The following is a 25,752-nucleotide window of genomic DNA, read 5'->3' as shown; positions in this document are numbered from 1 at the left end:
GAAAAAGTTTCATACTCTCCAATCCCTTAATTTATACGCATTTCTAATTATTCAATAATTGTAGCAACACGTCCTGAACCTACTGTACGTCCACCTTCACGATATCAGACCAGTGTATTGCAGTGTGCAAATGGTGATTTTTCGTGTAATTCGAGAGGAAAAATCCAGATTTTCCGCTGTGTCCGTGTGGTTTTTGGGGATTTTGTTATCATGGTGTTATCACACATTATTCTTTTCCAATCTCTGCAAATAATAATTCATCATTATGCAAGATGTATCTTTATTTATAACCTCACGTTCAATAGGTATTCCATAAACCTCATATTTTTCATCATATTTCCAACATAAAAAATATCCATGCCTGCATTTTTTATATTCTGTGACATTATGCCCTCTTTCTATTCTATCTATTGCTTTTTCAATATTGTTACTATCTTGATACTTTATTTTCAAATCAGCTTTCCCTACATAATGTGATAATTTCCCAACAAAATTTTTATCATATGCCCAATCATCAATATTATCTATGCTCATTTCAACTTGTTGTGCATTTGAAGCGAGATAATCTAATAAAACTTTTACTTCTCCATTTAACAATTTCCGTGATGAAAACATTTTCATTTGAAGCTCTTCTATTTCTTTTTGTTCCTTATTCTTCTTGTAATCAGCATTTTTTATCAAATCCACCAAATCATCAACTTCTTCTAAGCAAGCTCCATTATATGGCTCATCTTGTACCGTCTTCCTTTTCCAATGTGTTCGCAATACTTTCTTATTATTTATCTGCCTAATAATTTCATCTTTATATTCTAATAATATCTCACTATATTTCTTTTTTGTTGCTGTGATATCTATATCCCAACCATTCGTGCTAACAAAAACTTGCAATGGAATCTTTATAAACACCACATACACACTTTCAATTCCATCTATTGTCAAAAGCTCCTGTGATTCAGTTCTTATTCCATCAGCAATTCGTGCTTCAGAATATTCATCCTGGAAGATCTCTTGAATATCCTCGAATTTGCTCACTATAACTTTCATATCTTCTGCCTGAATAAGTGGTTCTAATTTATTATCATCAACTAATATTTTTTCCACAACTTGATATCTGGTAATATCATCTAATATTTTTCCTTTAAAAGAATCCATATAGATATCCTTCATAATATCTTGCTGTTTCTCAACTCTCTCCAAATTACTTAATGCTTGCTCACCCTTTTTCAATAATACACAAATATCAGAGGACACAGATATCAAATCTTTCACATGCAAGTCAGCAAGTGTAACATCCAATAATGACCTAGTAATTCCTAAAATTTTCGCAATTTCATCCACCTGATGAACGCCTATCGAAACAATTTGTAATACTTTTTCCTCTACTAAATTTAATTTTACAGTTTTTCTTTTTGTGATTTTTAGTGCATATTTATAAACTGGTAAGTACACCTCATCATCAAACAAAAATTCATATCCATCATTTTGCCTAACAATATTTGTTATCCATTTATGAATTAGATTTTCTTTCAAACAACTTTCCTCCATCACATTGTATAATTTCACATTTTTCTCCTTCAGAGATATAATCAATTATTTCTACAAATTTATTATCCTGATCATCAAAATTATAAAAAAAGTTCTTATCCCCACATATAATCAGCAATTTTTTTGCTCTAGAAAAAGCTACATTAACTCGTTCCTTTTCTTTTTGAAATCCAATAGAATCTCGTGTTCTTACAGTACTATAAATTATAATATCATTTTCTCTTCCTTGAAATGCATCCAAAGTATTAATATCAATCCTTGATGCTATTTTATCAAGCCCTGTAGCCTTAATAGATTTTCTCAACAGCTCTTTTTGTCCACTATATCCTGTTATAATTCCTATATCTAAACCATTCAATTCGCCAGTTGTTTTCAAATCGTCTAATATTTCTAAAGTAATTCTTTTTTCTTCTTCGTTTATATATGAACCACCTTTTGTTCTTTTCTGTGATTTTTTCTCATTTGCAGAAGTATCAAACCACACTATTGATTTTCCTCTATATCTACTCAATCCATGCTGTTTTTCATCGTCATTGCATCCCGTATCAATAATTCCATTATAAAATACTTTGCTTATCAAATTTCCTATATTTTCAATCATTCTATATTGAGTAGTCAAAATCTGTTTATGTGTATCTGGCAATGAATTATATAAAATGTCAAATAATCTATAGTCCGGATTTTTAGTAAGCTTGGCCAGTGTTGGCGATACCTCTGCATCTGCATATGCCGGTAACTGATTTTGATCACCTACCAATATTATTTTTTTTGCTTTTATAATCGATACCAGTAATTCTGGAGTTGTTGCTTTAGCAGCCTCATCGATAATTACATAATCAAATGACATATCTTTTATCACTTCGTTAGATAAAAAGCCAACACATGTTCCAGCAATGACTACTGCACTCCGAATCATTTGATAATCTAAGCTGTTTTGATCTACTAATCGCTTTAACCAATCTTCTTGAATTTGCTTAACTGCTTCCCATTTTTTTGACTCATTTTTATCTGCTATATTGTCTATTAAATCCTTTTTCTTCTTTATATACTGTTGAACATTATTTCTAATTCCAGAAACCAATTGCTCCCTATGTGCAGCAATGGTATATTTTTTTGCAATCTCTTCTGAAATGTTTTTTTCTGCACCAATTCTTATTATATCTAAAGGATTATCAATAACTTTTCCTAATCCTTCTAAAATATTATCAACTGCTGTATGCGACTGTGAAACAATGAGTATTTTAGGACTATCTGTCATCTTTATATCTCTTTTTATAATTTGCCCAACTATTTCTTTTATAACAGATGTCTTACCTGTTCCTGGAGGTCCCTGAATCAAACAAATATTCTCTGTATTTAAAGCCTTCATCACAGCTTGTTGTTGTGATTGATTTAATACTTTTGAGATAAAATTAGGTTGTGCAATTGTTTGTATTTCTTCTGGTTCATCCAAACACAAAATAATATCTTTTAAACTCCTAGCAGAATATTCGTCTTTTTTCAAATCAAAGATTGCTCTAAGTTGTCGATTATATGCCTTGGTTTTCGCACGAAAATCTTCCATTAATGGTATTTTTTTGTTCAACAATGCTCTTACCGTAGGCTTCAGTCTTCCTTTCTGCAGTGATAAGATAATTTTTACTGATTCATCATCGCATACAACTTCTTCAAAATTTCCCACTTCTGTATAAATAGTTCCATTTGATCCTTTATTTTCCACAACAAACCTAGTCGGTGGTGTCAATTCATCAATTGATTTTTTCTTACAATCCGTCAAATCAAAAACAAGTTGGCTACCGTTAATTTCATATCTATTATACTTAATAATCGCAGATTTCCCTTTTTCTGTCTCAACAGATTCAGTAAGACCCCTTTCCCAACCACCAAACAATCTATCAAATTTTTCTTCTTGTAATTGATATTGTTCATTAGTATCTTGGTGATTTTTAAACATAACAATAAGTTTGTAATTGTCTTTTGAATCATATCCATTATCTCTGGTATTTAAAACGAAAGATATTTGTCCTACAATCCTAAAGCTTCTTTTAATATTTATATTTCTTCTATCTGCAGTAATGTTTCCAATGTACATAACATATATTTTCTGATTACTTTCATCATATCCACATTTTAATACCAGTTTTGCACCAGTAATTATATACTGCTGTTTTTTTATGTCATAATAACCATATGATTGCTTAAATTCCTTTTTGAGAAATGAATTGGTAAACTGTACCATCGTCATACTTTCCTCAACTATTGAATTTCTTTTTAATTGCAACAGTTTTCCGGAATCAATTGCAATGCTATAACTATAACTTGACGTATTAAGATTTCCTATCAGACGCTCTAAAACTTCAATTGCATTTTCCAGAGAATCCGGTCTATTTTCAGGTTTTTCTTGAACTAACGATAATAAAATATCTTTTATCTCTCTTCGTCCAGTCCACTTATCAATGATACTATTAATATCATGTTTGTTTTTTTCTTCTGGTATAAAAATTTCACTCATTATTATTCCTATCGAATAATAATCACATTTCTCTGTTATATTTTTGCCCAATATAAGTTCTGGTGCAGAATAGCCTTCTGAATATAACGGCATAGTAGTTTCAGAATCCATAACCGTTTTTATTTTGCTTGTTCCAAAATCAATTAATGTAACCTTATCTGCACATTTATCATAAATTATGTTTGAAGGCTTTAAGTCTCTATGAATCACATTATTCGAATGGGCATTGTTTACAGCTTGCAAAATTTGAAGGCATATTTCATATTTTTTTAGTTGTGTACATCTATTCCAATTTATATGATCCAAAGTTTCACCAGGAACATAATCCATAAGAATGCCACCATAGCATTCGTTCCCCTTAAAAGGATACAATTCTGTACTGCTATCTCTTAACTTTACTATTCCATCACAAACATTTAATGTTCGTAAAGCTTCAATTTCTCTTTTAAAAATTAATTTTTGCAAACCATTTTCAATCTTCGGAAAGCACTTAAGCACATACAACTTTTCTTTATTTTGCGGTTTCACTTTAAATACAATATTTCCCCACGAAGAAGATTTATGTAATAGTTCCACCACTTCATAGTTCATGATAATTTTTTCATCCATTGCCTTCTCCATCTTTCACCTCCGGAATATGCTTTTATTTCTGCATTTTTTTTACATATTCATATATTCGCTTAAGCATTCCATCTTTATCTTCTCCTAATTCTCCACGAATTTTGTCACCAAATCCCATATATGTATTAAATCCAAGCATATATACAGCCATTGCCATAGATAATTCACCGTTTTCATCACCATACAATGATGCCACTTTTCTCAATTCATCAATAACCGTATCGTGTGGTACTTCAACACCGCCTTCTTCATTTACAACAGAATTGATTACCTCCGGCAATGCCATACACATCTTATAAAATGCATCTTCTTCACCAGTGAGAATTGCATAAAACTGATCCATACTCACACGACGAATCAATCTATGCTGTACATTTTTCCCATCAACTTTTGTTGACCATTTTATATTCTGTGATTTCTTTGCAATTGCTTCAACTAACAGACACGCACAATCATCGTCTTCCAGAATCTGTCCTTGCATTTTTATATATGTTTTTGCAGAAGATGCAGAGTTCATTGTATTATGTTTGTTCTTCATTTCTACATATATTGTATGTACAATATCTCCATCTGGCATTTGTATTCCATCTGGATTTCTGTAAATAACATCCCAGCCTGCTTGTGGGACTTCGCAACCTTTGAAATAAGAAAAAATATTCTGATGAAAATATCCTATATCATTATTATTAGACTTATCTCTCTGCCGGAAAATTTCATTATTTACAATTTCTTCCCAGCTTGTACGATACACCGATTTATCAAAAATCAACTTGATTGGATCAATCAGGTTACTATTGAACCGCTTCAAATCATACGATTCCAGTTTTTCTCCATATTTCATAATCGTTGCACGCACATGCTTCTTAAAATCTTCTTCTGATATAAAATCTAAATTCCACGCCATTTAATTTACCCCCTCTAATGATTTATGTATCTCTAGCCCAATTTCATATGCTAAATTGACAGGAACAGCATTTCCAACCTGTTTATACTGAGATTGAACACTTCCACAAAATTGCCATTCATCTGGAAATGTTTGACATCTTGCATTCTCACGTACCGTAAACGGTCTTGCTTCCAATGGATGACATCTTTCTGTTTGCTTCTGAGACGGTGAAGTCAATACCGTCAATGACGGTTCATCCAGGCTCATTCTCCTAAGAATCCCTGTTCTTCCGCCTTCCATATCCCAGCAACTTTTCATATATGCTTTTGCAATCTCCGGATCAATATCTCTCCAATATCCTCCAGGTGGAACCAATTCAAATATTTTCCTTTTATTTTCTCCATATGGTACCCCTGGTCCTTCTGGACAATCCAACAAAACATCTCTCAAAACAGGCTTATAATCATGTTCTTTTGGAAATGAGAATGAAACTTTTCCCACTAAATCATTTCTAATTCCAACAGTGATTAGTCTCTCTCTTTTCTGCGGCACACCAAAATCCCACGCATTTAAAATCTTTTTCTGAATGGTATATCCCGCCTGTTCAAAAATATTTGTTATTGTTGCATATGTTCTTCCCTTATCATGAGTCAGCAATCCTCGAACATTTTCAAATAAAAACATCTTTGGCTGTAGTTTTTGTAAAAAAGTTGCATAGTGATAAAAAAGTGTTCCTCTTGCATCTTCAAGTCCTAATCTTTTTCCAGCATAAGAAAAAGCCTGACACGGTGCTCCTCCCGATAATAAATCCAGTTCTCCCTTTTTTATACCAAAATAATTTTCCAAATCCAAACAAGATATATTAGCTATATCATCATGAATAACTCTCCAGTTCGGCCTATTGGTTTTCAAAGATTCTGCAGCATCTTTATCAAACTCTATTAGTCCCAATGGTTCAAATCCAGCTTTTTCTATCCCCAAAGCCAAACCTCCAGCTCCTGCAAACAGTTCTATAGTTGTAAATGCATCACTATCGATTTGTGGTGATTCTTCTTTTTTTATCTCTACAACATCTTCTATCTTGCAATTTAATGTAAAACATATTTTTTCTATTGATTCAAATGAAACTGGCTCATTCTTTCCTAATCGAGCTAATACATTAAAACTTATTCCTGACGCTTCCTTCAATTCTGTGCGGTTCATTTTTTTATCTATCAGTAATTTCCATAATTTGTCATAACAAATCGCCATTAAAATTCCTCCAAAATCAAAAATAGTACAACTCATATTTTATCATATCCCACAATTAGCAACAAGCAATTTTCTCACCATATCGTTAGATTTTCTCTCGTATGTTTCTTATCCCGTTTGCTATTTCTCCTGTTTTTTGATAATATATTGTCATCAGTTCAGTTAGAAAGAAGGTACCTATATGTCGCGCGATTCCGCTACTGTTTCAAACAATATGCGTAAGATCCACAGTAAAGATACTTCCATAGAACTCTTACTCCGAAAAGCTCTATGGTACAAAGGTTATCGCTATCGCAAAAATTATAAAGCTCTCCCTGGTTCTCCTGACATTGTTCTTACCAAATATAAAATTGCTATTTTTTGCGATAGTGAATTTTTTCACGGAAAGGATTGGGAAATTCTCAAGCTTCGTCTTGAAAAGGGTAAGAATCCAGACTTTTGGATCAAAAAAATTGAGCGAAATCGTAATCGTGATTATGAAAACGATAAAAAACTTCTATTTCTAGGCTATACTGTCCTTCACTTCTGGGGGCAAGACATTTCCAAACATACAGATGAATGTTTACAGGCCATTGAAGAAGCCATTTGGGATACAAAATTTTCTGATACAACCACTGACTATGATATATCTGAAGAATAACCCCTCCTATACAGGAGGCTGTCCACAACGCCTGCAGACAGCCTCTTTCCTACATAAAGATTATATTTTTATATACTATTTCTTCGGCAGTTGCTTTGATATTATTCCTCCTCCTCACCCATTCCATCTGATCCCGCATCTTCAATTCTTCCGTCACTCCCCACCGTTCAGCCATCTGCTCCACCAGCATCTCAACTTTTTCTCTTGCTTCTTTGTCTACCTGATTCAGATACTCCGTCAGTTTCCCAGTCAGTACCAGATATTGATACTTGGCACTCCTGTGTTCCTTCAGAAACTGCTTTCGCATTATTCCATATTTTCCATATACCGGTTCTTCCTCATTGAGTTCCAAATCTGGCAGATAATAATCTCCATGCAATGTGTAGCTCAGTCCATTCTTTTTATCATAAATTTGTTTCTTCATATTCCTACAACTCCATTCCTCTGTACTTTGCTTTATTCTTCTTAATTTGTGCATTGTGTTCTTCATTTCGTTCTCTTGCCCATTGTATGCGGTCACCTATTTTTTTCGGCATCTGCTCTTTTTGCTTTTTCACTTCAAGTTCCGCCTGCATTCGGATATCGTCCTGCACCAATCTTTCTACCATATCTTTTCCTAACATGCGTAAAAGTCGATTGTATCTGTCTGCAAGTCCTTGCAGTATTTCTTTTTCACTGGATAATTTCTGATAATCTTTCTGAACTTCTGCCAGTTCCTTTTTTGTTTTTTCATGCTCTTGCTTTTTCTTCTGAAACTTACTTTTCCAACTATCTCTTTCTCTTGTGAGTTCTTTCACCTGTGCAGCCATCGCACCGATTTTGTTTTTCATTTCAATGAATAATGGTTTTATTTTCTTATCCCGGTAAGTTACCGCACGTTCCAATGCTGTAGCTTCCGGCAGAAATGTTTTGATCATTCCATATTCTTTTATTTCCTTACTGACATTATCCATCACTGGTTGCAGGAATTCTCTTCTGTCTTCAAGTTTTTTCAATTCCGTTTCTGCTTTCTCCGCACGTTTTTCCGCTATCTCTTTATCTTTCTGGAACTGAATTTTTTCTTCTTCCAGTAGCTTAATATCTGCCCTTGCTTCTGCAATCTGAGAAGCCAATCCTTCATTCTCCACTGTCAGATTTTCTTTTTTCTGCTCCAGTTCCTGCACTTCCTTTTTGCGTTCTTTTTTCTTGAAATTGTAAACATCCAGATGTTCTTCATGTGTGCCTTTCTGTTCCCATTCAATTCCATGCTGTTTTGCGATTTCAGCCAGCACTTCCTTTTCATGATTTATCCACTGATTCAGTTCTGTATCATGCTTATTTCCACCTTGAAATCCAAGACTTTTCAATGCCTGCTTCAGTGAAACTCTGGTATCCATTCCTTTTCCCTTCCAGTTGGTCACATAAGGAACAAAGTCAATATGCAGATGCGGAGTAGCTTCGTCCTGATGCAGATAGCAGCTAAATACCCGAAGTGTCGGATTCCGTTTCTGGAAGTCTTTCACATATTCGCCCAGTACCTTTACAGCCAGATTTCCTTCTGACGTTCCCACTGCCATATCCTCACAATTACCAATCTGGAATATCACTTCATGAAATAACTTCTCCTGTTTGCCCTGTCGGATTTTTTCATAATAATTTGCAATTTTCCGGTCCTTTCTTTTCCCGACATTATATCTCTCAACCGCATCGTCAAACAGCTCTTTATAAACTTCCTTCAGATTCTCATTCTTATAACAAATGTTCAGTTGTACTCTGTCCGGATCTACATTTTCTGCTACAAAATCCCGTCTGTTATGAGCCAGTGAACCGGCTCCGATCATGCCACTGATTGTTCGTTTCATCATAAATTTTCTCACCTCTTTTCTGTTTGAGTGCCAGATATGGCACATAATTTTTATTTACGCCAGACATGGCGATATTTAAGAAACTTTCGCCGGATACGACGGTTTTGTTACTTTTGTCAAAAGTAACGCATAAGCACTTTCGACAGCCGTACCGTCCATCAAAAGTCCCCTTGCGCCCTGCCGGGGGCATAACGTCCTTATGGACGTCTGTTCTGCACCGACCGAAGTGGATCATAAATCTGTTTATTCTGGTATCCTCGCCTGCACATATTCCAAATCTCCACAATAAGGCGTTCCCACCAGATACCATTCTCTTGCCAGATTCATCTCCATTCTGGTCTGTACCCATTCATCATCTACCAACACTTCCAGTCCTTCTCCACAGTGAAATCCTGTATCAATCCATAAATCCGATGCTAATAATCCATATCTACCATTGCTGCTGTTATATCCTAATCTTCCCTGTTTCATCATTTTCTGCTCCTTTCCAGTCTGTAAACGGAATTTGTAAACGGAGTTCAAAAGATTTTAAAAGTTAACGTTTTAAGTTTTTTCTTCAAGTTCCGTTTACATCGTTTACAATAATCTCTACTCAAACGGTATTTCCAACTGTTCCGGTACTTCTATAAATCCGTCTTTATCTTTCTTCACCGAATCTTCCATCCGTTTCCATGACCGCTGTATTCCATATTCCTTTCCGAATCGATGTGTGCCATGTGGTTTCCAGCCTTCAATCGCATTGTTCATAATATTGGCAATCTCTTTACCTTCCCACTGTTTCATTTCTCCAGTTCGGTGCAATGCATCATCAAACAGAATTCTGGTGCATACATAATCGTCATCGTAGTCATCAAGAAATGCCTGTATGATTCCGGCATTGGTATCTTCCGGCATAAATTCTTTTTGCAGACGCTTTGCCTCTTCCTCAATTTCCTTTGTGAATCCTAAGAACACATTTCCCCGTCGATACAGTGCCATTGCCTCCGCCCAGGCCTGTTCGATATAAGCTTTGCTCTCTGCTTCATTATCCAGAATATGAACTTCTGCTTTCGACATATCTGTCATCACCGGAGCAAATCGTCTGTTTCCGGTTCTGTCCAGAGGAAGAAAATTCAGATCATTTGATGTTCCGCAAAATACACACTGTCTCGGTCTGTCTTCCGGGTGAACTTCATAAGGCACTTTATAAGTTTCTTTCTGTCTGCTCAGAAACGATTTTATCTGTTCAATATTCTTTGCTGTGATAGTTGCCTTCATTTCTCCCATTTCGATAATCCAGTGGTTCTGCAGTTTTCTGTAAATATTTTCATCGTCCAGATGATCCAGATTGTCGCTGAACCATTCTTCTTTTATCGCCAGATACTTGAAAAACGTGGACTTTCCGGCTCCCTGGCTTCCAACCAGACACAGCATAATATCATATTTTATTCCCGGTTCATAAATTCTTGAAATCGCTGCCAGCATGTGCATTTTCATTACTCCGATTGTATATTTGCTCTTTTCTGCTCCCAGGAAATGCGGAAGCATATTTTCTATTCTTGGAATTCCGTCCCAGACCAGACTCTCCAGATAATCCCTAATTGGGTGATATTTATTTTCATTGGAAACAATATCTATTCCTGCTTTGATCACACGCTCACTTGTCAGTTCATAATTTTCTTCCAGATACATCTTCAGATTATTTTCATCAGTATCTGTAACCGTAGGACTGTTATTCCTCCGCTCCCAGGGAACCTCTTTTACAATGTCCATTCTTCCAGAAAGTTCATTTCGTTTAATCGCTTTTTTCAATACCGGATCATTTTGAAGTACGGTTACACAATTTCTAATTGTCTGCTTTGTTCTTCCTTTATCCGTATGCTCCAACATATTATTGACATATTCTGTTGTAAGCATCTCCTCGTTCACAATATCTTCTAATTCCATTAAGGACTTCTCGCTGATATTCGTTAATTCTTTCTTCAATTTTTTCAACCTCCCTTCTCTTCATCTTGAAAAATTCTACAATTTCTTCTCCCGTTCCAAACATCAGCACGTCCAGATAGTCATTTATCTTTCTTTCATTTGCCAATGCCTCCGTAAATAACTCGTGCCATTCTTCTTCCGGTTCTGGTCTGTAAAACTCTTTCCAGAACTGAATCCATTTCAGATATCTTATCAGCACGTCTGTTGCATGTTTCAACCACTGCTCCAGTTTTTCTCTGATCATCACAACTTTAGGTTTCTTTGATATCAAAGTATTCCTGCTTTGGTGCGTCCTTTTGTATTTGTTTCTGTCTTCGATTTTTATATCCAGTCCAAAATCTTCTATCATCTTTTTCGCGGCTTCATACTGTGATATTCCAAATAACCTTGCTGTAAAATCTATCGCATCACCGCCCACTCCACATGCAAAGCAGTGATATATTTTATCTGCCTTCATACTTGGGTGTCGGTCTTTATGAAACGGACAACACGCCATTCCATTTCTTTTTACTTTAATCCCGTAATGCTCCGCAGCCTGTCTGGCTGTCACACATTCTTTTACCTGTTCAAATAATGTCACTTCTACCTCCTGCCCCTCCGGGCAAGTCTCTGATGAACAGATATTCGGGAATTGTTGTATCTTTCAGTTCGTGATATACTTAATCTGCCAAGATGATATATCAGTGAATCTGATTATCAGAGAACTTGCTCAGATATTTTGTCTGGGCTTTTTCTTTTTGTCTGTCAGTAGCCATAGTTCCACTCCTTATACGAATCTCCTTGTTGGGATAATGATAATTTCAAATTTGCTTCCATCCTCTAATTCAAGAAGAATCGCATAATCCGAATCTCGATCCGGTAAAATGGAACTTATCTTCAGCTTCTTACTGTAATTGAGCGTATCAAATATTTTTCTGACTACTTTCTTTGTTTTCATGCGTCTTTTCCTCCATATTTAACGTTTGTTGTCCAACATCTCAGCTACCTTTTTTTGCTGTGACGGATACAGGTGACCATAAGTGTTTAATGTCATCTGAATATCTTTGTGCCCCAGTCTTTCCTTGATGATCAGTGGCTCTACACCCTGATAAATCAGATATGCTACATGGCTGTGACGGATATCATGCACTCTGATTGGTTTTACACCGGTCAATGCTTCATATTTCTTGAGCCGTTTCTGCAGTGTTCTCGCCACAATCGGAAATAACCGCTGATTTTCCGGAAATCCATAATGCTTCTTCGCATACTCCTGCACCTCTTCTTTAAGAAAATTAGGAATATCAATAGTACGGACTGAATTTTCTGTTTTTGGAGTATCAATCACATCTCTTTTCCTGATCCGGTTATAAGTCTTATGGATATGCAAAAGATTACCACTCATATCAAAATCTGAAAGACTCAATGCCAGAAGTTCTCCTTCCCTGATTCCTGTCCAGAACAGGATTTCAAATATCAGATAATCCTCACTCTCTGGCTCAATCCCGGCGATAAAGCTGTCATATTCTGCTTTCGTCCAAAATTCCAGCTTATTAGCATCCGATTTCCCCATCTTTTTTACTTTCTTACATGGATTTTCCTTCAGATTGTAAATTTTCTGTGCATGATTAAACAGTGCATTTAACTGATTCTGAATCATACGCTCATAAGTCTTACTGTAACCTTTTTCCTGAATGGTGTTCTGCCACTGGATAATCTCTGCCGGTGTGATCTCATTCATTTTTCTTGTTCCAAAATACGGAACAATGTGCTTGTTCATCATGTGCTGCTTGTTACGGATTGAATTTTCTTTCAGTTCATTCTTTTTATCTTCAAAATAGACTTGAATAAAACTGTTCAGCTCCATTTTCATATCCGCTGCAGTCTTTCTTATGAATTCCTTTTCATAATTCAATGCTTCTTTCTTTGTCTTGAACCCTCTTTTCAGCTTCTGCGTTTTCTTACCTGTCCAGTCAATATAGCGGAAGCTCACATACCAGGTTCCCTGTGTTTTGTCCTTGTAAGCTGACATCTTAAAACCTCCTTCACACTGCTCTCTGAGAGCATCCATAAAATTTTGTTTCCCAGTAGGGACGTGGAATCTTTCCACGAACTGCCACATATCCTTCCTTTGCCAGTTCATCATTAAGCTGCTTCAGAATGGAATATGCTTTACTGCGTTTCACGCCTAATTCTTCCATGACATCATCAACAGTCATCATATAATTAGTTCTCATAGCGTCCTCCTTTCCAGTCACTTTTGTGACTCTTTCGTTGTTCTCTTATAATAATTCACTTTTGTGAATTTGTCAATAAACATTTGCGAATTTATTTTTTCCATTCCATCCTGTATTTTTGAAATCCTCGAAAATCAACCTCTTTCGCATCATTCACTTTTGTGCTAAAATAAAATCACAAATATCATTAAGGAGGCAGCATTATGGTTGGTAAAAAAATCCGGGCATTCCGGGAATTTAGAGGATACAGTCAAATACAGTTAGCCGAGCTGTCCGGCATTAACGTAGGAACGATCAGAAAATATGAACTGGGAATCCGGAATCCAAAACCGGATCAGTTAGAAAAGATAGCAACTGCATTGGGATTAAATGTAAGTGTTTTTCTGGATTTTAATATTGAAACAGTCGGAGATGTACTCTCCCTGTTGTTTTCTATTGATGATTCAGTGAATCTCTCACTTGCTGAGGCACCTGATCAGAAGGTTTCACTGACGTTCGATAATCCTACAATGCAGGACTTTTTCAGGAAATGGTGTCAATTTAAAAATGTCTATGAAAAGGAAAAAGCTGAAATATTAGCTATTAAAGATGAAGATAAAAGACAGGCAGAACTGGATAAGCTGAACGCTACCCAGGATGAATGGAAACTGCGTGCTATGGGAACTACGATAGGTTGTCATACCATCGTTAAGAAGGGTACTGAAGGTAATTCCATCAAGACATATGATCTGACATAATTTTTGCAAAAGAAAAAGAGCCCTTATGAGCTCTGAGTTTTTGGTGGTCTGGGTGGGAGTCTGCTTAGTATGTTAAACCGTGCAACCATTACACTTCACCATCGCATACTCCCAGACCAAATATTAATATATATTCTTTTCTCATCGAATCAAGTCCTTTCTTGCAAATATGTTTGACTGCATCATAAATCAATCCAGAAACTAGGCAATTCGACAATGCTCCCAATATTGGTTTGATGGTGTTTGGAATCGAACCAAATCCTGTTACTAACTATGTTATATTTATAGTATAACATAGTTTTAAAAATTGTCAATTTTCATATTTTGTTATCATTCTGTTATCACAAACGGTTGTCAGGACACTCTCCCGGCAACCGTTTTTCTATACTGTTCGTTATTCTTTTCCACTCTTTTTTATATTTCCAGGCAACAGAAAAACCCGTAGAACCGAAGTTCTACGGGTATCTTACGTTTGGACACAACGTTATCTTGCGATAACAAATCTATATTCAGATTGTATTACTCGATGATTGTAGCAACACGTCCTGATCCTACAGTACGTCCACCTTCACGAATAGCGAAACGTAATCCCTGTTCCATAGCTACTGGGTGAATAAGTTCGATTGACATTTCTACGTTATCTCCAGGCATGCACATTTCTGTACCTTCTGGTAAGTGGCAAACACCTGTTACGTCAGTTGTTCTGAAGTAGAACTGTGGTCTGTAGTTGTTGAAGAATGGTGTATGACGTCCACCTTCATCTTTTGTTAATACGTAAACCTGAGCTGTGAATTTTGTGTGACATGTAACACTACCTGGTTTAACAAGAACCTGTCCTCTTTCGATTTCTGTTCTCTGAACACCACGAAGTAATGCACCGATGTTGTCACCAGCCTGAGCTTCGTCAAGAAGTTTACGGAACATTTCGATACCTGTTACTACAACTTTACGTGTTTCTTCTTTGATACCAACGATTTCAACTTCGTCAGATACGTGAAGTGTACCACGTTCAACTCTACCAGTTGCAACTGTACCACGTCCTGTGATAGAGAATACGTCTTCTACTGGCATTAAGAATGGTTTGTCTGTAGCACGTTCTGGGTCTGGAATGTAACTGTCTACTGCAGCCATAAGTTCCATGATTTTATCTCCCCATTCTCCGTTAGGATCTTCAAGAGCTTTAAGAGCAGATCCCTGGATAATTGGAGTGTCATCTCCTGGGAATTCATATTCGTCTAATAATTCACGAATTTCCATTTCTACTAATTCTAATAATTCTTCATCGTCTACCATGTCACATTTGTTCATGAATACTACGATGTAAGGAACACCTACCTGACGAGAAAGTAAGATATGTTCTCTTGTCTGAGCCATAACACCGTCTGTAGCAGCAACTACAAGGATAGCACCGTCCATCTGAGCAGCACCTGTGATCATGTTTTTAACGTAGTCAGCATGACCTGGGCAGTCTACGTGAGCGTAGTGACGGTTTTCTGTTTCATACTCAACGTGTGAAGTAGAAATTGTGATACCACGTTCTCTTTCTTCTGGAGCTTTATCGATGTTTTCGAAATCTGTTGCTGTGTTACCTTCTACTCTTGCTGCAAGAGTTTTTGTGATAGCAGCTGTTAAAGTTGTTTTACCATGGTCAACGTGTCCGATTGTACCAATGTTAGCATGTGGTTTACTTCTTTCAAATTTAGCTTTAGCCATTTTGAATAATCCTCCTTAATTCTATCGCCCCTTTTTTAAGGGGCGTATTATTTATTTTTTTGTTTACTCGGTTATCTCTGATTATATTTCAAATCATGCAGATTTTCAAGTGTTTTTATTGTTTTTCCTATGACAAAACGGGAGTTTTTCCTATTTTGCTTTGTTTGCTAATACTTTTTCCTGTACGTTCTTTGGAACTGGTTCGTATTTCTCGAAGAACATTGAATAGTTACCACGTCCCTGAGTTCTTGAGCGTAAGTCTGTAGAGTATCCAAACATTTCTGATAATGGAACGTATGCACGTACGATTTTTCCACCGCCTAAATCGTCCATACCTTCGATACGTCCACGACGAGAGTTGATATCACCGATAACATCTCCCATGTATTCTTCCGGCATTGTTACTTCTACTTTCATGATTGGTTCAAGAAGTACCGGAGCGGCTTTTGCCATAGCGTCTTTAAATGCTAAAGAACCGGCAATGTGGAACGCCATTTCACTTGAATCGACTTCATGGTAAGAACCATCATAAACTGTTGCTTTGATACCTACTACCGGGAATCCTCCAAGCATACCGGATTTCATAGCTTCTTCAATACCTTCTCCTACTTTTGGAATATATTCTTTAGGAATAGCTCCACCTACTACTGTAGATTCAAAGAAGAATGTTTCTTCACCATTAACGTCTGTTGGTTCAAATTTAACTTTACAGTGTCCGTACTGTCCACGTCCACCTGACTGTTTTGCATATTTGCTGTCAACATCAACTGCTTTTGTGAATGATTCTTTGTAAGCAACCTGTGGTGCACCTACATTTGCTTCTACCTTAAATTCACGAAGAAGTCTGTCTACGATGATTTCAAGGTGAAGTTCACCCATACCGGCGATGATTGTCTGACCTGTTTCCTGATCTGTATGAGCACGGAAAGTAGGGTCTTCTTCTGCAAGTTTTGCTAAAGATTCACCAAGTTTACCCTGAGATGCTTTTGTTTTTGGTTCAATAGCTAACTCAATAACAGGTTCTGGGAATTCCATAGATTCAAGAATTACCGGGTGCTGTTCGTCACAGATTGTATCTCCTGTTGTAGAGAATTTGAATCCGATTGCCGCAGCGATATCTCCTGAATATACTTTGTCAAGTTCTTCTCTCTTATTTGCGTGCATCTGTAAGATACGTCCAACACGTTCCTTTTTGCCTTTTGTCGCATTTAATACATAAGAACCTGAGTTCATTGTTCCAGAATAAACTCTGAAGTATGCTAATTTACCTACGAATGGGTCTGTCATAATTTTGAATACTAATGCTGAGAAAGGTACTTCATCAGAAGATTCTCTTACAACATCGTTTCCGTCTTCGTCAACACCCTGAATTGCAGGAACGTCAACTGGTGAAGGCATGAATTCGATAACTGCATCAAGAAGTTTCTGAACACCTTTGTTTCTGTAAGCAGTACCACAGCATACAGGAACAGCTTCACAAGTACAAGTTCCTTTTCTTAACGCTGCTTTTAATGCTTCTGTTGATGGTTCTTCTCCTTCTAAGTATTCCATCATTAATTCATCGTCTAATTCGCAGATTTTTTCTACTAATTCTGTACGATATAATTCAGCATCATCTTTCATGTCTTCCGGGATATCTGTGATAGAAATATCATCACCCTTGTCATCATTGTAGATGTATGCTTTCATTTCAAATAAGTCGATGATTCCTTTGAATTCATCTTCTTTTCCGATTGGTAACTGAATGCAGATTGCATTTTTACCTAATCTTGATTTAATCTGTTCTACTGCTCCATAGAAGTTTGCACCTAAAATGTCCATTTTGTTGATGAAAGCCATTCTTGGTACGTTGTATGTGTCAGCCTGACGCCATACGTTTTCTGACTGTGGTTCAACTCCACCTTTAGCACAGAATACACCTACTGCACCGTCAAGTACACGGAGTGAACGTTCAACTTCTACAGTAAAGTCAACGTGTCCCGGAGTATCAATGATATTGATACGGTGCTCTAATGCACCTGCTTTTGGTTTACAGTTTTCCTGTAATGTCCAGTGACAAGTTGTAGCCGCTGAAGTGATTGTGATACCTCTTTCCTGCTCCTGAGCCATCCAGTCCATTGTAGCAGTACCTTCGTGAGTATCACCAATTTTATGGTTAACACCAGTATAGTAAAGAATACGTTCTGTAGTTGTAGTCTTACCGGCATCAATATGTGCCATAATACCAATGTTTCTTGTTCTCTCTAATGGATATTCTCTTCCAGCCAAGACTTTTTCCTCCTATATTAGAAACGGTAGTGAGCAAATGCTTTATTTGCTTCTGCCATTTTGTGCATGTCTTCTTTCTTCTTCACAGATGCACCTGTATTGTTTGCTGCATCAAGAAGTTCGTTTGCTAATCTTTCTTCCATTGTTTTCTCTCCTCTTTTACGAGAATACAATGTAATCCAACGAAGTGCTAATGCCTGTCTTCTGTCCGCTCTTACTTCGATAGGAACCTGATATGTTGCTCCACCGATACGTCTTGCTTTTACTTCAAGTACTGGCATGATATTGTTCATCGCTTCTTCAAATACTTCGATAGCTGGTTTGTCAGATTTTTCAGCAATTCTTTCAAATGCTCCGTATACAATTTTCTGTGCTACACCTTTCTTACCGTCTAACATAATGTTGTTGATAAGTTTTGTAACCACTTTATTATTGTACATTGGATCCGCTAATACGTCTCTTTTTTGTGTATGTCCTTTACGTGGCACGGTCCTTCCCTCCTTAATCATGTTCTTGAAACTTTCGTTTCCGTTAAATTAATTCATCGGTACTCACATGTGTCTCTCTATGAAATATGAAACGCCTTATTCATTGGCATGTGTTATCGTGCGGGGACTGTATTCCTAACCCGCAACCTACAGGAATCATAGTTCTGTTTGTGATAACGATTTTAGTTACTTTGTTTTATTTTGCGTCTTTTGGTCTCTTAGCACCGTATTTAGAACGAGCCTGACGTCTTTTTGCAACACCTGCTGTATCAAGTGTTCCACGTACGATGTGGTATCTTGTACCTGGTAAGTCTTTTACCCTACCACCACGGATAAGAACAACGCTATGTTCCTGAAGATTGTGTCCTTCTCCCGGAATGTAACTTGTTACTTCGATACCATTAGAAAGACGAACTCTGGCGATCTTTCTAAGCGCTGAGTTAGGTTTTTTAGGTGTTGCTGTCTTAACTGCAGTACAAACACCTCTTTTCTGTGGTGCAGAAGCGTCAGTTGCTTTCTTTCTTAAAGAGTTGTATCCCTTCTGTAAAGCTGGTGCTGTAGATTTTTTAACAGCTGTCTGACGTCCTTTTCTTACTAACTGATTGAATGTTGGCATTCCTTTCACCTCCTATGAATACTGTTTTGGTTGCCGAGTATTAGTTACTCTTTCATTTATACGCACTAAAAAAACTACGTTTTTATGCGTACTTAATCAGTTTATTACTAACTTTCCTAAAAGTCAACCCCATATACGCAAAAAAGTAGGGTTTCTCCTACTTTTTTACTAATCCATATGATTCCTATACTCGTTGGCTGAAATTCCTTCCACTTTTTTAAACACTCTTGAAAAATGAGCAAAATCAAGAAAACCAACTTCTCTCGCCACGTCGCCTATGCGAAGTGAAGAATCTTCCAACAGTTTTTTTGCACGTTTAATTCTTATCTCATTTAAAATTTCCGAAAAACTTTTCTTCATCTCTTTATTCAACAGTTTGCTCAGATGCCACTGGCTGACGTAAGTCTTCTCCGCAACTTCCGGCAAAGTCAGTTTTTCACTATAGTGTTCATCAATATATTTCATGGCATTTTTTACAATAAAAGAATTTGCTGTCTCGTGCGGTTCCACTAAAATATTCTTTTTCTTTAAGTTTTCCGTCATCGTTTCTACCGCTTCTTCTAATTCTTTCATATTCGACGGTTTCAGTAAAAATCTTGTCACACCTAAGTTTACCGCCTGCTGCGCATAGTCAAAATCTCTATATCCGGTCAATATACTGATTTCCATATCCTCAAACTCTGATTTCAATCCCGCAATCATTGTCAGTCCGTCCAACTCCGGCATGGAAATATCACAGAATATCATGTTAGGTTTATACTTCTGAATCAATTCTCTTCCCTCATACCCGTCATTAGCAGTTGCCACCACTTCGCAATTCCATTTTCCCCACGGAATGCTTCTGGATAGCCCTTCTACTATGATAGGCTCGTCGTCGATTATCATCACTTTGTACACTTCTCACACCTCTGGTTCAGTCTTACCTTCCCATGTCTTTACCGCTTTATTATATAGACACCTTCCGGTTTTGTCAAAACTTTATCATCTTCTATCTTTCTCTAATGTCAGCGCTTCATTCAGCAAAGTTTCTGCATCTTTTTTTCCCTCTGACACTTCTGCCGTTCCCTCTATTATCAACTTATATGCTTCCGGACAAATGCGTGAATCCGTAGATTGGTTTAACGAGGGGGCATTGTCAATCAACTTCCTCCCGTCTTTTATAAGAGGAGTTATTTTTGTCTGCACATTTCCTTTAAAGGTGGCAATTCCATTTCCACCCCAATATTTTATAAGAGATTCTCTTTTCGTATGTGCCTCCACAAAGCGGACTGCCAACTCTCTTTTTTCCGGGTTATCCCACGCCCGTCTTGTAATATAGAATCCGGAAGAAATCCTGGTAACCAAAGCACCTTGTTTTGCTTTCTGCTCCCGCACTCCCGGAAATGCAACTACCGTTACTTTATCCGCTATTCCCGCTTCAATAAGGCTGCTCACATACCACGAACCTTCCAGTTGCATTGCTGCCTTTCCTTCCTGAAACAACTGTATGGCAAAATTATCTGCGCAGGCATCTATATTTTCAGGAAATGCTCCCATATCTCTCAACTCTTTTAACGTTTCAAATGCTTTTATCCATGTTTCCGGCGCTGTTTCCGGAATCGAAGTATACTCTTCTTCCCCTGCTGTATATAACAGCAGATGCTCAATCCAATAATGAGGCATATGATTCAAGGATACGGATATAGGCGTAATTCCTTTCTTTCTAAATGTACGAATGGCTTTCACAAGCGAGTCCCAGTCTGTAGGTATCTTCACATGATATTTCTCAAATAACTCTTTATTACAGAAAAGTCCCTCCCAATATCCGGTGGTCGGAACCGCTCTTATCACCCCGTCATTATTTCTGACAGCCTCCAGCGCTGTTTTCCGTGAATCCTTTGCGTATTCCGGATACTCCTTCTGTATTTCTTCCAAAGAAACTAATTTACCTGTCGCCAAAATAGATTCCGCCGCCGAGTCCGTAAAAAACTGGATAATATCCGGCTCATTTCCCACTGCAAAATTGGCTGCCACTTTCGTTTTCCATTCCTCATCACAAATTTGCGAGTCGCCCTCAATCGTAACATTTTCATATTCTTTCATAAACTCTTCATTAATGTCCTGATACACCTTTGCACTCGGCGTTGTTCCACCAAGCATGGAAACTGTTTTCAAAACAATTTCTTCCTGCACCTCTTCCTCCTCCACTTTTCCGTCGCAGCCTACGATTAACAGAAGGATAAGTGTACAAAAAACAGCAAGAATTAATCCTTTTTTTCTTCCCATATCATTTCCCTCTTTTCCCTTAATTCAATTTCCACCTGATGCTTCTTTTCTTCTTCGTCCTCCGGCTTCCACTCATAAGGAATTACAATTTTAAAACTTGTATGCTCTTCATCTATCTCTATATGCAGACCGTACTCCTGTCCATAAATCAGTTTAATTCTCTCATTTACATTGCGCAGTCCCAAAGAAGTATGTTTTCCTACGCCCTGTATGTTTTCAGGAGGACCATATAGAATTTCATGAATTCTCTCTTTTTCTTCTTCACTCACTCTGCCGGAAGTATTAATAACTTCAAGAAAAACTTTATCTTCTTCACGGTAAATACGAATTTTAATAATACCCTTCTTTACTCTTTCAATTCCATGCACAACTGCATTTTCCAGAATAGGCTGTAATACAAGACGTGGAACTTTTACTTCCAATACAGACTCATCAATTTCTTTTTCAAATGTAAGCCTTTGTCCAAATCTCTTTTTCGTAATAAACAGATATGCTTCCGAACATTTTAATTCTTCTTTTAACGCCGTCAATTTTTGATTTTCCCTGTTCATTCGATAGTCAATGACCGTACCCAATGCCTCTATCATCTCCGACACGGTACTATCCCCCGTCATTCTCGCCTGCCAATTCATCATTTCCAATGTATTGTTAATAAAGTGCGGATTAATCTGCGTCTGCAATGCCAAAATTTTCGCATCTTTTCTCGCCATTTTTTCATCGTAAACACAATCAAATAAATATTTCACTTTCTTTGACATATTGTTGAAGGAATCCACAAGATAATCAAATTCTTTATTCGGCATATTTTCGATTTCGAGAACCGCTCCCAGTTCCCCTCGCTCAATAGATTTTGACACATTCACCAACTCATGAATCGGTGTTCCTATCTGTTTTTCCAGAAAATAAAATATTCCTATTATAATCGGGAGAATTGCTATAAATATAATGCTGATCACACGGTAAAACTCATATAGTCCCGAATACACTTCCGTCGCATTCACTAAAAACAGCACGCCCATAGCATAATAGTTGTATTCTTTCATATTCATATAGGCGTTATAATTTAAGTCTTTCACTAAAAACAAATTTTTTCTTTGAGATTTTTGATACTGATTAAAAAGTTTATCTATAACATAACGCTGACTTTTTTCTCCCACACAGCCATGCACCTGTACCAAATCTAATTCTTCTCCTATGCTCAATGCCACATTTTCTTTTTCCCTTATCTCCAATCCATGAAATAATCTTTTAATGTCCACTTCCGCAACCAATGTTCCAAATTTCTCATAATCAAATACCGTATATAAATTGCGGACGATAAACAGCCTCCTTTCAATTACTTTTAATTGAACATTAGATGTATCTTCCTGACGGATTTCGCTTATTTCCGGCTCTATATCGCGAACATATTCATCAAATTGGTGTTTTATTTTCGTATTGTATGAAATGACATACGGAGTTTCCACTTCATAAAAAGCAAACATCGAAAATCTTCTGTCTAAGTTGAACTGCTGCTTGGATAAAATAGTAATCGTATCAATCAGTTCTGTTTTTGTTTTTACTCCTTTCCGGTACTCTCTCCACACCTCCTCACAACTTCTCTCATAAGAAATTTGTAAACAACTTTCTATTAAATCATCAAGCCTTCCTGCTACAAGTGAAGAAATATTCTGCATCTCATTCTCTATCATCGAGTCTGTTCTTTTCGTAATTTCTATGCGGTAGGAAAATGCCGTAAATACAAATACGGCAACCACCGGCACTACCCAACACATAATAACCAAAAATAAAATGCGATTTCTTATGGAAGCTTTTCGCTTTCGTTTCTTTCCCATTTCTCTCTTCCTTCAGTTTTTAAATTTACACAAAAATAGAGCCTTCCTCCGTTATCACAACATCAGAAAGACTCTATTTTTCTAGGATAATATTGCTTTTAGCAATTCCCATACATTCTCAATAGATTGTTTTGAAACCTTTTCATTCGGCGTATGTACATCAATCATGTCCGGACCTATGGACAAAATATCTGCATCTTTTATTTTTTCCGCCCAGTACCCGCATTCCAATCCTGCGTGTACCGCCTCTATTTTCGGTTCTTTTCCGAACAATTCCCGATACTTTTCCGTGGCAATCTCACGGAGTTTTGAATTCTCCCTGTACTGCCAGCCCGGATATTCTCCTGACCACTCACATTCCATTCCTAAAACATCTACTATTGTCTGTATACGGCTGATTAAAAACTGTTTCTGCGTTTCCACCGAACTTCTGAGAGCCGAATGAAATAACAGACAGCCTTCTTTTTCCTCCATACACCCTGTGTTTATGGAAGTCTGTACAAGCCCTTCCACTGCGGCAGACATATTCATAACTCCCTGCAGCATCAACACTAAGAAGTTTTTCAATGTTTCCGCCGTCTTCTTGGTAAACACTTCGCAATCTGACACTATCTCTTCCTCCCGAACGATAAATTGTACATCGTCGGCTGGCGATAATTCATTTTTTAATTCTCTTTCCAATTCCGCAATCTCTTCTTTCACTTTGGAAAGCGCTTCCTCTTTGACATAGCAGAGTATCTCTCCCGTGTTTGCAATTGCATTGAATTTTCCGATGGATTCCGTTTCACCTATTCGGGCATCATATTTTTCCAGACGCTGAAGCACCCTGCCAATCAGTTGAATTGCATTTCCTCTTTCCAACTGAATTTCCATGCCGGAATGTCCGCCTTTCAAGCCTCCTATAGAGATATGAAGAGGAACAAGAGGAATTTCTGCTTTTTCCTTTTCTATAGGAAGTTTAATACACGCTCCTATTCCTCCGGCACACCCGCTGCAAAACATTCCTTCCTCCTCAGAGTCAAGGTTGATTATCATTTTCCCCTCAAGTTCCGATATGTCTGCCGACGCTCCTCCAAGCAGACCAATCTCTTCTTTGGAAGTGAAAATAAATTCCAGAGACGGAAGTGGAATGTCTTTTTCGGCCATAAGCATCATCGCATAAGCAAGTGCAATTCCGTTATCCGCTCCTAATGTTGTTCCATTTGCATGAAGAAATACACCGTCATCAATCACTTCAATTCCATTTTGATAACAATGCTCCATTCCCTGTGCAACCACATAGACCATATCCATATGCCCTTGCAGAATGATTGTGTCCCGCTTTTCCATTCCCTTTGTTGCCGGCTTTTTCACCAGCACATTATAATCTTTATCCTGTTTTACCCAAAGTCCTAACTCTTTTGCAAACGCTGTAAGATAATCACTGACCGCTTTCTCATCTCCCGACTGTCTTGGAATAGATGAGATTTCCTTAAAATATGAAATAATTTTCTCTGTCTCCATTCTTTTTCCCCCTGTATTCTGTTTGATCTTGCAAGTTTCATTTCTATTCCCTGCAACAATCACTTTTCTCTCTGTAAAACTTTAAAAACTCTCTCCTTCCATGTTTTTTCTTATTTTTCTTGTATTATACCCTTATTTGTCGAGAAATTCCATATATTTTCATTTATCCCAATATTTTAACAAATAATGCCAAGAATCGTCATGGTATGTTGTCTTTTTTTGTTCTATAATAAATAATGAAAGAAAACAGGCTTGGAACTTCGTTTCCAACAGAAAAGGAGCGTATTATGTTAAAACTAAACACCGCAGTTGCCACAGCGGTAAACGGACAACTGCAGAGTAATGAACCGTGCATTATTCAATTAAATCTTGAAATTTCTAAAGATAGCATTATGGAACTTTTAGGCAGATTAGGCAAAGGAAAATCTTCAGATACAAATGAGGTTCAACAGACAAATGATAATACCCTGACTTCTCAAATTACATCTGTCATTCATGAAATAGGTGTTCCCGCACATATTATGGGATACCGTTACTTGAAAGACGCCATCTCTTTAGCAATTACGGATCCGGACAGTATAACAGCCATAACAAAGATAATTTATCCGGAAGTTGCTTCAAAAAATCACACTACACCAAGTCGGGTGGAACGTGCCATACGCCATGCCATTGAAGTTGCATGGTCACGAGGAAATATGGACGTATTAAACCATTTCTTCGGTTATACCGTAAGCGCCGACTCCGGACGTCCTACCAATTCAGAATTTATTGCTCTCGTTGCTGATTACATTCGTTTAAAAAATCAGGACGAACATGTTTCACTGCATTAATTCCAGACAAATAAAAAAAA

The 25,752-nt window shown here is 37.1% G+C and carries 23 protein-coding genes; 3 read left to right on the top strand and 20 right to left on the bottom strand.

The annotated features are described in order from the left end of the window. Positions 1 to 219: 219 nt before the first annotated feature. The 4 genes from ACYQ35_RS08820 to dcm are packed head-to-tail and all read right to left on the bottom strand — an operon-like array spanning position 220 to position 6,815. The gene (locus ACYQ35_RS08820; RefSeq protein ID WP_459832426.1) at positions 220 to 1,530 is read right to left on the bottom strand and encodes a hypothetical protein; all 1,311 of its coding nucleotides are present in this window, start codon (positions 1,528 to 1,530) and stop codon (positions 220 to 222) included. Beyond that, positions 1,508 to 4,678, bottom strand: coding sequence for an AAA domain-containing protein (locus ACYQ35_RS08815; protein WP_459832423.1), 3,171 nt, complete (start codon positions 4,676 to 4,678; stop codon positions 1,508 to 1,510). Before ACYQ35_RS08815 ends, ACYQ35_RS08820 begins: the two co-directional genes overlap by 23 nt. 22 nt (positions 4,679 to 4,700) lie before the next feature. Then, on the bottom strand, positions 4,701 to 5,582 hold the full coding sequence (locus ACYQ35_RS08810) for an Eco47II family restriction endonuclease (RefSeq protein ID WP_459832420.1): 882 nt from the start codon (positions 5,580 to 5,582) through the stop codon (positions 4,701 to 4,703). Continuing rightward, on the bottom strand, positions 5,583 to 6,815 hold the full coding sequence (gene dcm / locus ACYQ35_RS08805; protein WP_459832417.1) for a DNA (cytosine-5-)-methyltransferase: 1,233 nt from the start codon (positions 6,813 to 6,815) through the stop codon (positions 5,583 to 5,585). 181 nt (positions 6,816 to 6,996) lie between these two features. Between dcm and ACYQ35_RS08800 the strand changes: the two genes are divergently transcribed. Then, positions 6,997 to 7,455 carry a very short patch repair endonuclease gene (locus tag ACYQ35_RS08800; RefSeq protein WP_147567288.1) on the top strand — a complete coding sequence of 153 codons (459 nt, stop codon included), beginning with the start codon at positions 6,997 to 6,999 and terminating at the stop codon, positions 7,453 to 7,455. Between the two features lie 49 nt (positions 7,456 to 7,504). Here the strand turns inward: ACYQ35_RS08800 and ACYQ35_RS08795 are convergent, their stop codons facing one another. The 8 genes from ACYQ35_RS08795 to ACYQ35_RS08760 form a co-directional block, all read right to left on the bottom strand. Beyond that, positions 7,505 to 7,879: a TnpV protein gene (locus ACYQ35_RS08795; protein ID WP_459832408.1), complete on the bottom strand. Its 375-nt coding sequence runs from the start codon at positions 7,877 to 7,879 to the stop codon at positions 7,505 to 7,507. 4 nt (positions 7,880 to 7,883) lie between these two features. Continuing rightward, positions 7,884 to 9,299: a plasmid recombination protein gene (locus ACYQ35_RS08790; protein ID WP_459832403.1), complete on the bottom strand. Its 1,416-nt coding sequence runs from the start codon at positions 9,297 to 9,299 to the stop codon at positions 7,884 to 7,886. Between the two features lie 243 nt (positions 9,300 to 9,542). After that, positions 9,543 to 9,770 (bottom strand): DUF5348 domain-containing protein, encoded by a 228-nt coding sequence (locus ACYQ35_RS08785; protein ID WP_117753950.1) that lies wholly within the window; start codon positions 9,768 to 9,770, stop codon positions 9,543 to 9,545. Between the two features lie 117 nt (positions 9,771 to 9,887). Further along, a complete protein-coding gene (locus ACYQ35_RS08780; RefSeq protein WP_117753951.1) occupies positions 9,888 to 11,225 on the bottom strand; it encodes a virulence-associated E family protein in 1,338 nt (445 codons plus the stop codon). Continuing rightward, the gene (locus ACYQ35_RS08775) at positions 11,170 to 11,844 is read right to left on the bottom strand and encodes a CHC2 zinc finger domain-containing protein (protein ID WP_117753952.1); all 675 of its coding nucleotides are present in this window, start codon (positions 11,842 to 11,844) and stop codon (positions 11,170 to 11,172) included. Before ACYQ35_RS08775 ends, ACYQ35_RS08780 begins: the two co-directional genes overlap by 56 nt. Before the next feature lie 186 nt (positions 11,845 to 12,030). Further along, the gene (locus ACYQ35_RS08770) at positions 12,031 to 12,201 is read right to left on the bottom strand and encodes a hypothetical protein (protein ID WP_165854697.1); all 171 of its coding nucleotides are present in this window, start codon (positions 12,199 to 12,201) and stop codon (positions 12,031 to 12,033) included. Between the two features lie 18 nt (positions 12,202 to 12,219). Then, a complete protein-coding gene (locus ACYQ35_RS08765) occupies positions 12,220 to 13,272 on the bottom strand; it encodes a site-specific integrase (protein WP_459832396.1) in 1,053 nt (350 codons plus the stop codon). 13 nt (positions 13,273 to 13,285) lie between these two features. Continuing rightward, positions 13,286 to 13,477, bottom strand: coding sequence for a helix-turn-helix domain-containing protein (locus ACYQ35_RS08760; RefSeq protein ID WP_009243123.1), 192 nt, complete (start codon positions 13,475 to 13,477; stop codon positions 13,286 to 13,288). Between the two features lie 203 nt (positions 13,478 to 13,680). Here ACYQ35_RS08760 and ACYQ35_RS08755 point away from each other — a divergent pair, with 203 nt between their 5' ends. Beyond that, positions 13,681 to 14,214 carry a helix-turn-helix domain-containing protein gene (locus ACYQ35_RS08755; protein ID WP_117753954.1) on the top strand — a complete coding sequence of 178 codons (534 nt, stop codon included), beginning with the start codon at positions 13,681 to 13,683 and terminating at the stop codon, positions 14,212 to 14,214. Positions 14,215 to 14,733: 519 nt separating this feature from the next. On the opposite strand, the gene tuf is transcribed toward ACYQ35_RS08755, so the two are convergent. The 8 genes from tuf to pepD all read right to left on the bottom strand — a co-directional run bounded on the left by tuf (position 14,734) and on the right by pepD (position 24,902). Then, a complete protein-coding gene (tuf, locus tag ACYQ35_RS08750; RefSeq protein WP_008976705.1) occupies positions 14,734 to 15,927 on the bottom strand; it encodes an elongation factor Tu in 1,194 nt (397 codons plus the stop codon). Between the two features lie 150 nt (positions 15,928 to 16,077). Continuing rightward, complete coding sequence (gene fusA / locus ACYQ35_RS08745; protein ID WP_459832389.1) at positions 16,078 to 18,195, bottom strand: elongation factor G; 2,118 nt, start codon at positions 18,193 to 18,195, stop codon at positions 16,078 to 16,080. A 17-nt stretch (positions 18,196 to 18,212) separates the two neighbouring features. Next, a complete protein-coding gene (gene rpsG, locus ACYQ35_RS08740; protein WP_009461574.1) occupies positions 18,213 to 18,683 on the bottom strand; it encodes a 30S ribosomal protein S7 in 471 nt (156 codons plus the stop codon). Positions 18,684 to 18,879: 196 nt separating this feature from the next. Further along, positions 18,880 to 19,299: a 30S ribosomal protein S12 gene (rpsL, locus tag ACYQ35_RS08735; protein WP_009461575.1), complete on the bottom strand. Its 420-nt coding sequence runs from the start codon at positions 19,297 to 19,299 to the stop codon at positions 18,880 to 18,882. Between the two features lie 168 nt (positions 19,300 to 19,467). Continuing rightward, complete coding sequence (locus tag ACYQ35_RS08730; RefSeq protein ID WP_459832431.1) at positions 19,468 to 20,184, bottom strand: response regulator transcription factor; 717 nt, start codon at positions 20,182 to 20,184, stop codon at positions 19,468 to 19,470. 96 nt (positions 20,185 to 20,280) lie between these two features. Further along, positions 20,281 to 21,564: an ABC transporter substrate-binding protein gene (locus ACYQ35_RS08725; RefSeq protein ID WP_459832383.1), complete on the bottom strand. Its 1,284-nt coding sequence runs from the start codon at positions 21,562 to 21,564 to the stop codon at positions 20,281 to 20,283. Then, positions 21,543 to 23,399 carry a sensor histidine kinase gene (locus ACYQ35_RS08720; RefSeq protein WP_459832380.1) on the bottom strand — a complete coding sequence of 619 codons (1,857 nt, stop codon included), beginning with the start codon at positions 23,397 to 23,399 and terminating at the stop codon, positions 21,543 to 21,545. Before ACYQ35_RS08720 ends, ACYQ35_RS08725 begins: the two co-directional genes overlap by 22 nt. An 81-nt stretch (positions 23,400 to 23,480) precedes the next feature. Further along, positions 23,481 to 24,902, bottom strand: a complete 1,422-nt coding sequence (gene pepD, locus ACYQ35_RS08715) for a beta-Ala-His dipeptidase (RefSeq protein WP_459832377.1) — start codon at positions 24,900 to 24,902, stop codon at positions 23,481 to 23,483. 287 nt (positions 24,903 to 25,189) lie between these two features. Between pepD and ACYQ35_RS08710 the strand changes: the two genes are divergently transcribed. Continuing rightward, positions 25,190 to 25,732, top strand: a complete 543-nt coding sequence (locus ACYQ35_RS08710) for a sporulation initiation factor Spo0A C-terminal domain-containing protein (protein WP_009461580.1) — start codon at positions 25,190 to 25,192, stop codon at positions 25,730 to 25,732. The last annotated feature ends 20 nt before the right edge of the window (positions 25,733 to 25,752 follow it).

This window comes from Faecalimonas hominis (genome assembly GCF_054660755.1).
This window is presented reverse-complemented; position numbering and strand designations above follow the sequence as displayed.